Origin of the sequence: Raoultella sp. T31, from assembly GCF_002806725.1 — a bacterium.
Lineage (GTDB): Bacteria > Pseudomonadota > Gammaproteobacteria > Enterobacterales > Enterobacteriaceae > Klebsiella > Klebsiella electrica.
On record NZ_PIBO01000042.1, the window covers coordinates 40239 to 47150 of the forward strand.

Here is a 6912-nt window from a genome sequence, read left to right on the forward strand (position 1 = left end):
GAATGCGTAATGATTTTCGTGTTGTGGTCCCGTGTGCACGGGGGAGCAGTTTCTGCGTCGTTATTGTGTCCGGGGCGCTGGCCGACTCGCCGCCGCCCCGGTTTTTCTGGCGTCAGACGCTAGCCGTCAGAACCAGGTCTCCATTTGCATACCGAACGACCATTCGCCGCCCGATTTAAAACCGTTGCTGCCTAAAGCGTCATCGTTGGCGTAATTATCCAGTTTTTTGCTCCAGTCCATCCACGAGGTGTAGAGGCGGATCTCCGGACGGCTGAAGAAATCACCGATGCTACCGACCTTAAAGGTAGGGGCGAAGGTGAGTTTATAGAAGCTACCGTTCACCGCATGGCGGTCGTTGTAGCCTTCGGGTTTGAGATCCATGTACTGATAGCTGCCTTCGTAAGCGAGGGCGAAGTTCTGAGTGATCTCCTGAATCAGACGCAGGTTGAGCGTCGCCCACTGGTAGCTGTCGCCATCGACATAGCGATCTTTACTGCTCTGCGCCAGCACCGCCGGGGCGATAAACCAGTTCTTGCTCAGCGGCGTGGTGCCGTAGCTGGCGAAGCGCCAGGTGTTTGCTCCCGGGCGCAGCGCGCCGTCGGAACCCACGCCTTTCACTTCTGCGCCTAGCCCGTGGCCATAGAGCAGAGCCGTTTTGCTGAGCCCTTCACGCAGGCCGTAAAAGCTGTCGTTGTGCAAACCGAGCAGCGTATGCACCCCGGTATTGGCCGCATCGCCTTTGACCAGATTACCGTTGGTATCTTTACGCTCGTCATTATCTTTCGCCCGCATCCCGCTGACCATCACCTGCACCGGGCCGATGAAGTTGTTCATGCTGAGGATGTAGTTCTGCACACTATTGCTGGAATCAGCAATATCACCGAAGTTGCGCCCATATAACGAGAAGTTACTCCGCAGGCTGTCGTTCCACTTCACGTCATAAATACCGCCGCCGGTCCCGGCGAGGAAGACCACGTCGGAGTCTATCCAGTGAATATCAAAGTTGTCGCGGTCGAAGCGTTTCCCGGCCCACAGGGTCGAACCTTTGAAGGGGCCCTCGAAGGTGGGCAGATTACCCAGTTCGACGAAAGCCTGGCGCACGTTCAAATCGCTGCTGCTTGCCGTCCAGTCGTTATAGGTGGTTTGGCCGTCGGCCACCATCACTTTGAAGCGCGTCGTTGCCCCGTTATCCAGCGTCTGCTTATGTTCAAGGTTCATTTCGACATAGGTGTCGGCCTGATTCCCCAGACGGCCGATGGCTCCGCCGGTTTCCCCGGCAGGCGTCATGTAGGCGCCGGATTTGGTACTGGCGGCGGAGTCATTCATGATGACGCCGGAACGGGCGTAGCCGTGGAACTCAAACCCGCTTTTCTCGTCGGCTTTTTTCTCCAGCTTCGCGGTGCGTTGAACGACTTGCTGGGTTGTGTCCTGCGTTTTTTGCTGCTGCGTGGTGAGCTGCTGGACTTTTTTCTCTGCCGACTCGGCGCGGTTTTCTGCGCTTTGAGCCCGGTTTTCTGCATCCTGCAGGCGTTTCTCCAGTGCCATCAAACGGGTTTCTATACTACTCAGATCCGTTTGCGCATGAGCCGAGGCCGCGCCGGTTAGCAAAGTAATAAGAACCGCAAGTGTGCTTTTTTTATACATGTTAGTCGCATCCCAAACGTAAAATTGACAGAGTTGTGTTTTTTGCTAAACCGGTTTAGGTGCTATGTTAAACATGACCTTTAACATCTGGAAATAGAAATTGCTAAACCGATTTAATAAATGTGATGGATGCAACAAAGTGGGCTGCCGGAGCAGCCCGAAAGGATCAAAATGAGTGATGCAGATCGTGCTGGTAGGGCAGGGCGGTCATCGCCCCTTTGGCGGTAGTGGCCAGCGCCCCGCAGGTTTGTGCCTGCATAATTGCCGGTTCCAGCGCCGCGAGATCCGCGGGCATTCCCTTAGCGGCAAGGCTGGCAAGCAGCCCGGCGACAAATGCATCGCCTGCGCCGGTGGTATCGACGCTGACCACCGGCTGGGCGGGGAAGTGGGTGAACTGTTGCTGAAAAGCGGCGAGCACGCCGGCTTTGCCCTGAGTGACCAGCAGGAGTTCTGGCTGATAGCGCCGGGTCAGGGTGGCTATCCCCGCGGAGACATCATCGCTGCCGCCGATCAGCGCCAGCTCTTCTTCGGACAGCTTCACCACGTTCGCCAGACGCAGCGCGCGGTCGAGACAGGTGCGCAGCAGCTCCGGATCCTGCCAGAGATCCGCGCGAATATTGGGGTCAAAGCTGACCCGGCCGCCGGCTAATTTGATTCTCTCCATCGCCGCGAAGGTGGTGCTGCGGCTGGGTTCGGCGCTGAGCGCGATGGAGCAGACGTGCAGCCATTCGTTGGCGGCGAAGGACGGCAGGTCTTCCGGCTGTAAAAACAGGTCCGCGCTGGGGCGCACCATAAAGGTAAAGGTTCTCTCCCCCTCGCCGTCGAGATCGACCACCACGGTAGACGTCCGGTGCTGCGGGTCAGCGTGCATGTAGCGGATATCCACCTGTTCCTGGCGCAGAGTTTGCTGCATAAAACGCCCAAAGGGATCGTCGCCGACGCGGCCGATAAACCCGCTGTTGCCGCCCAGGCGGGCGACGCCTACCGCCACATTGGCCGGCGCGCCGCCGGGGCACTGCAACAGGCGACCGCCGCTTTCCGGCAGCAGGTCCACCACCGCATCGCCAAGTACCCATACTTTTGCATTCATACTGTTTCTACCTCAATGCTAAACTTAATTAAACCGGTTTAGCTTATTTAAGCATAGCCTGATGATGAACGAAACGCCGCGATCGATAAAGTGAGAAGCCGGGCAAAAAAACGGCACAGCGGGAGCGGGGAGCATCGTTCCCGGCGTTAGCGGAGAGGGGGGCACGCCGGGATGAGCATGATGCGGCTGGCAATGAACGAAAGCCTGTTTGTATCCCGGAGGTTAACGTTGAGTTTGCCAACGCCGTGAATCCGGCGCCGACCGGGCATCGTTGTTTACCCGGACGGCGTCTTATTCTCACTCCGCCAGGCCGTCGATAATCACCTGCATGATCCCCTGTGAGCAGGGCTCAATCCGTCCGCGCACGCCATAGACCGTCGCGAGTATCTCCGGGGTAATCACCTGCGACGGCGCGCCGTCGGCCAGCAGTCGGCCTTCCTTTAGCATCAGCACATGATCGGCATGGCGCAGGGCAATATTAATATCATGCACCACGACCAGGGTGATGATATTGCGCCGCCGGGTCTCCCGGCGAACCAGGTCCATCACGTGAAACTGATAGTTCAAATCCAGCGCGCTGAGCGGCTCATCCAGCAGCAGTAATGACGGCTGGCGGATAAGCGACTGGGCCAGGCCGACGAGCTGTTTTTGCCCGCCGGAGAGCTGGTCGAGGTAGCGTAACGCCAGATGCGCTATGCCTAACTGGCGCAGCAGGGACATCACTTCCTCCTCACTATCTGCACGTACGCCGCCGGCAGCGTGTCGGGCGACGATAATCGACTCCAGTACGTGCAGATGCACGCCCGCAGGCAGCGTTTGCGGCAGATAGACCACTTTTTCCGCGCGCCTGGCGAACGGTAGCGTCAGCAGGTTTTCCCCGGCCAGCGACAATTCCCCCGTCGACGGGCCAAGGCCGGCCATCGCCCGCATCAGCGTGGATTTTCCGCTACCGTTGGGGCCGAGAAGCGCGGTGATTTTGCCGCGCGGCAGATGGGGGACAGTCAGATCGTGAATGACCTGACGTTTCGGATAACCGGCGTTGAAATGACCGAGCGCCAGCCCTGATTCCGTCGAGGTGTGCAGGCTCATACGTTCCCCCGATGGCGTAAAATAATACTCAGGAAGAAAGGAACGCCGACCAGCGAGGTGACGATCCCCACCGGGATTATCGCCCCAGGCAGCAAATTTTTCGACGCCACCGAGGCCAGTGATAGCACCAGGGCGCCAGTCAAGGCGCTGGCGGGCAGATAAAAGCGGTGATCCTCACCAAAAACCAGGCGTGCGATATGCGGCGCGACGAGGCCAATAAAGCCGATTGGGCCAACGAAGGCCACCGACAGCGCCGACAGGATGCTGATTCGCAACAGCGTGGTCAGACGCAGGCGACGGACGTTGATGCCAAAGCTGATAGCCCGGTCTTCGCCGAGGCGCAGCGCGGTCAGCTTCCAGGCATTGAGCATGGAAAGCGGCATCACGACCGCCAGGACGGCAAACAGAATCCCCACCTTTTGCCATGAGGCGCGATCGATACTGCCCATAGTCCAGAATACCAGCCCCTGCAGCGTGTCCTCGTTGGCAACAAATTGCAGCATCGACACCAGGGCGTTAAAGGTAAATACCAGCGCGATACCAAATAAGATGACCCCGGAAGTGGCGACCTGGGTCCAGCGGGTTACGCCGTCCAGCAGCAGGGCGGCCAGCAGGGCAAACAGAAACGCGTTAGCGGAGGTAAACCACTGGCCGGGAATGCCGGGAATCCCAATCCCCAGCACGATAGCCAGCGCCGCGCCGAACGCCGCCGCCGAGGAGACGCCGAGGGTAAAAGGGCTGGCGAGCGGATTATTGAGGATAGTTTGCATCTCGGCGCCAGCCAGCCCCAGCGCAAGGCCAACCACCACCGCCATCAGCGCGTAGGGCATACGAATATCCCAGACAATCACCCGCGTTCCGGCCGCTGCGCTGCCGGGATCCGTCAGGGTTTGCCACAGGGTATGCAGCGACATGCCTGACGGTCCGAGCACAAAGTCGAGTAGCAGCGAGGCAACGATCAGCAGCAGCAACAGCAACAGCAAGACGACACGGCGGCGCAGAATGCGACGGTAGTGCGTCATGGCGCTGTCGGGGCCAGCGTTCAGCGTGTGGATATCGGATTCAGTCGTCGAACTCATGTCGATTATTCACCCTGTTTCCAGGAAAAGACGAACGGCAGGTCCGGCAGGGAGGTGAAGCGACGCACGATCTCGTGATAGGTCTCATCGGGATTCAGCGCGGTAAACGCCTGCGGGTAGATATCTTTTGCCAGATACTCCATGCCGACGATATTCCACGGATGGTTGTAGAAATGGTGGTAAACCCCGTAGGCCCGCTGCGCTTTTACCGCCGGGATATCGCTGACGCCGGTTCGTGCCAGCAGCGCCTCGCCCTGGGCATTAACCTCCTGCTGGCTGACCTGATAGCCTAACGGCAGGACCTGGCTGTTGCCGCGTTTCGAACCGGTCATGATGTAGGCATCGGGCTTCATGCTGATAATTTTTTCCAGCGCTACGAAACCGGAGGCGCCGGGCAGGACCTGCGAGCCAATATTGGTGGCGCCGACGGCTTCCACCAGTCCCCCCCAACCGCTGTGTCCGTGGGTAAAGCAGCAGGCATCGCTATTGCCGGCGATCGCTTCGACAAAGACCGTGGCTTTCGGGGCGATAGTGGCCGTTTTCTGTTCGATAGCCTGCAGGTGTTGGCGATAGAAATCGGTATAGGCTTTGGCGTTGCTCTCGCGGTTGAGCACCTGGCCTAACAGATCGATGCTGGGAGCGGTATCGCGGGCAGGATTGACCTCATAATCGACAAATAACACCGGAATATTCAGCGCGCTAAGTTTGCTGATAACCCCGCTTTCGGTTAGCGCTGGCTTCGCGCGCAGCTGGGCAATCATCAGGTCGGGCTGGCGGGAGAGCACGCTTTCCAGGTCAACGTTGCCCTTGTCACTAAAGCCCATATCGAGAATCGCCGCTGACTGCGGCCACTTCTGTTGCAGCATTTTCCAGGTCGCCACGTCCTGTTTTTTCGCCAGATTGTTCCAGGCCACAACGCGTTTAAACGGGTTGTCCCGGTCCAGCAGCGCCAACGACATAAGATCCCGCCCGTCCTGCAGGATGATGCGCTGGGGTTCGTGCTGGAGCGTTATCTGGCGGCCATCGAGATCGGTGACCGTGAGGGGATATTGCGTTGCGTGGCTGATAACGGGGATCGAGATTAACCCAGTAAGAATGATCGAACTTACTGATTTTCTTGCCATAATTTGAGTTCCGTCGCTTACTTATAACTATAATGATTTTGATAAGTATTCGCGTATAAAAATAAACGGCAGGTATATGAAAAACAAATTTCATAAGTTGTAACAACTTAGCGGAATATTCTGGCGTATCCTGATCAGGGTGACAGTTAGCCTGAAAACGGGGAAAAGAAGACGGTTCTGGTTTTAAGAACTATCCCTAATGCCATGACCGGAATGTTATGCCATGCTGTTGATGACTCATAACATTAAGCACGTTAGAGAGGAAATGATGAAAAAAGCAATGATTGCGTTATCTGCGATTCTGGTAGCAGCTCCTGTTTTTGCTGCGACAACACACGCAACTGATGATACCGTCGCGGCGGCCCATGAAGGGGCGAATACGGCGAAAGAAAAACTGCACCAGGCCCAGAACGAGGGCAAGGAGCTGAAGCTGAAATCCGAACACGCGGCGCAAGGTAAAAGCGACAGCGTGAGCAGCCAGGTAAGCGAAGACGCTCAAAAAGCCTGGCATAAGACCAAAGAAGGCACGGAGAAGGGTTGGGATAAGACCAAAGAAGGGACGGAAAAAGGCTGGAATAAAACCAAATCCGCCACCGAAAAAGGTTGGAATAAAACCAAATCCGCCACCGAAAAAGGTTGGGATAAAACCAAATCCGCTAGCGAAAAAGGCTGGGATAAAACCAAATCTGCTAGCGAAAAAGGCTGGGATAAAACCAGGCAGGGTGCGGAAGAGCTGAAAAATAAAGTTACCGAATAATCCCGGTGGCGTTGTAAAAAATAAGGTCGCGAAAGCGCTGAGGGATCCCCATAAAATCAGCGCTAGTAGACCAGTACCATTTTCTGGTAGGTCTTTGCGAGGTGGTTGAGAACAGCGTCCAGTGCTGTT

At 56.9% G+C, this 6912-nt stretch carries 6 protein-coding genes; 1 reads left to right on the forward strand and 5 read right to left on the reverse strand.

Going from position 1 to position 6912, the window contains the following annotated elements:
- Window positions 1–126: 126 nt before the first annotated feature.
- The 5 genes from CWM52_RS21975 to CWM52_RS21995 form a co-directional block, all read right to left on the reverse strand.
- Window positions 127–1644, reverse strand: a complete 1518-nt coding sequence (locus tag CWM52_RS21975) for a carbohydrate porin (protein WP_100686023.1) — start codon at window positions 1642–1644, stop codon at window positions 127–129.
- Between the two features lie 166 nt (window positions 1645–1810).
- Window positions 1811–2734: an aminoimidazole riboside kinase gene (locus CWM52_RS21980; RefSeq protein WP_100686024.1), complete on the reverse strand. Its 924-nt coding sequence runs from the start codon at window positions 2732–2734 to the stop codon at window positions 1811–1813.
- A gap of 297 nt (window positions 2735–3031) precedes the next feature.
- Complete coding sequence (locus CWM52_RS21985; RefSeq protein WP_100686025.1) at window positions 3032–3823, reverse strand: ABC transporter ATP-binding protein; 792 nt, start codon at window positions 3821–3823, stop codon at window positions 3032–3034.
- Window positions 3820–4845 carry a FecCD family ABC transporter permease gene (locus CWM52_RS21990; RefSeq protein ID WP_160702570.1) on the reverse strand — a complete coding sequence of 342 codons (1026 nt, stop codon included), beginning with the start codon at window positions 4843–4845 and terminating at the stop codon, window positions 3820–3822. Before CWM52_RS21990 ends, CWM52_RS21985 begins: the two co-directional genes overlap by 4 nt.
- A gap of 62 nt (window positions 4846–4907) precedes the next feature.
- Window positions 4908–6026: an ABC transporter substrate-binding protein gene (locus CWM52_RS21995; protein ID WP_100686027.1), complete on the reverse strand. Its 1119-nt coding sequence runs from the start codon at window positions 6024–6026 to the stop codon at window positions 4908–4910.
- A gap of 268 nt (window positions 6027–6294) precedes the next feature.
- On the opposite strand from CWM52_RS21995, the gene CWM52_RS22000 reads away from it, so the two are divergent.
- Window positions 6295–6783 carry a hypothetical protein gene (locus CWM52_RS22000; protein WP_100686029.1) on the forward strand — a complete coding sequence of 163 codons (489 nt, stop codon included), beginning with the start codon at window positions 6295–6297 and terminating at the stop codon, window positions 6781–6783.
- The last annotated feature ends 129 nt before the right edge of the window (window positions 6784–6912 follow it).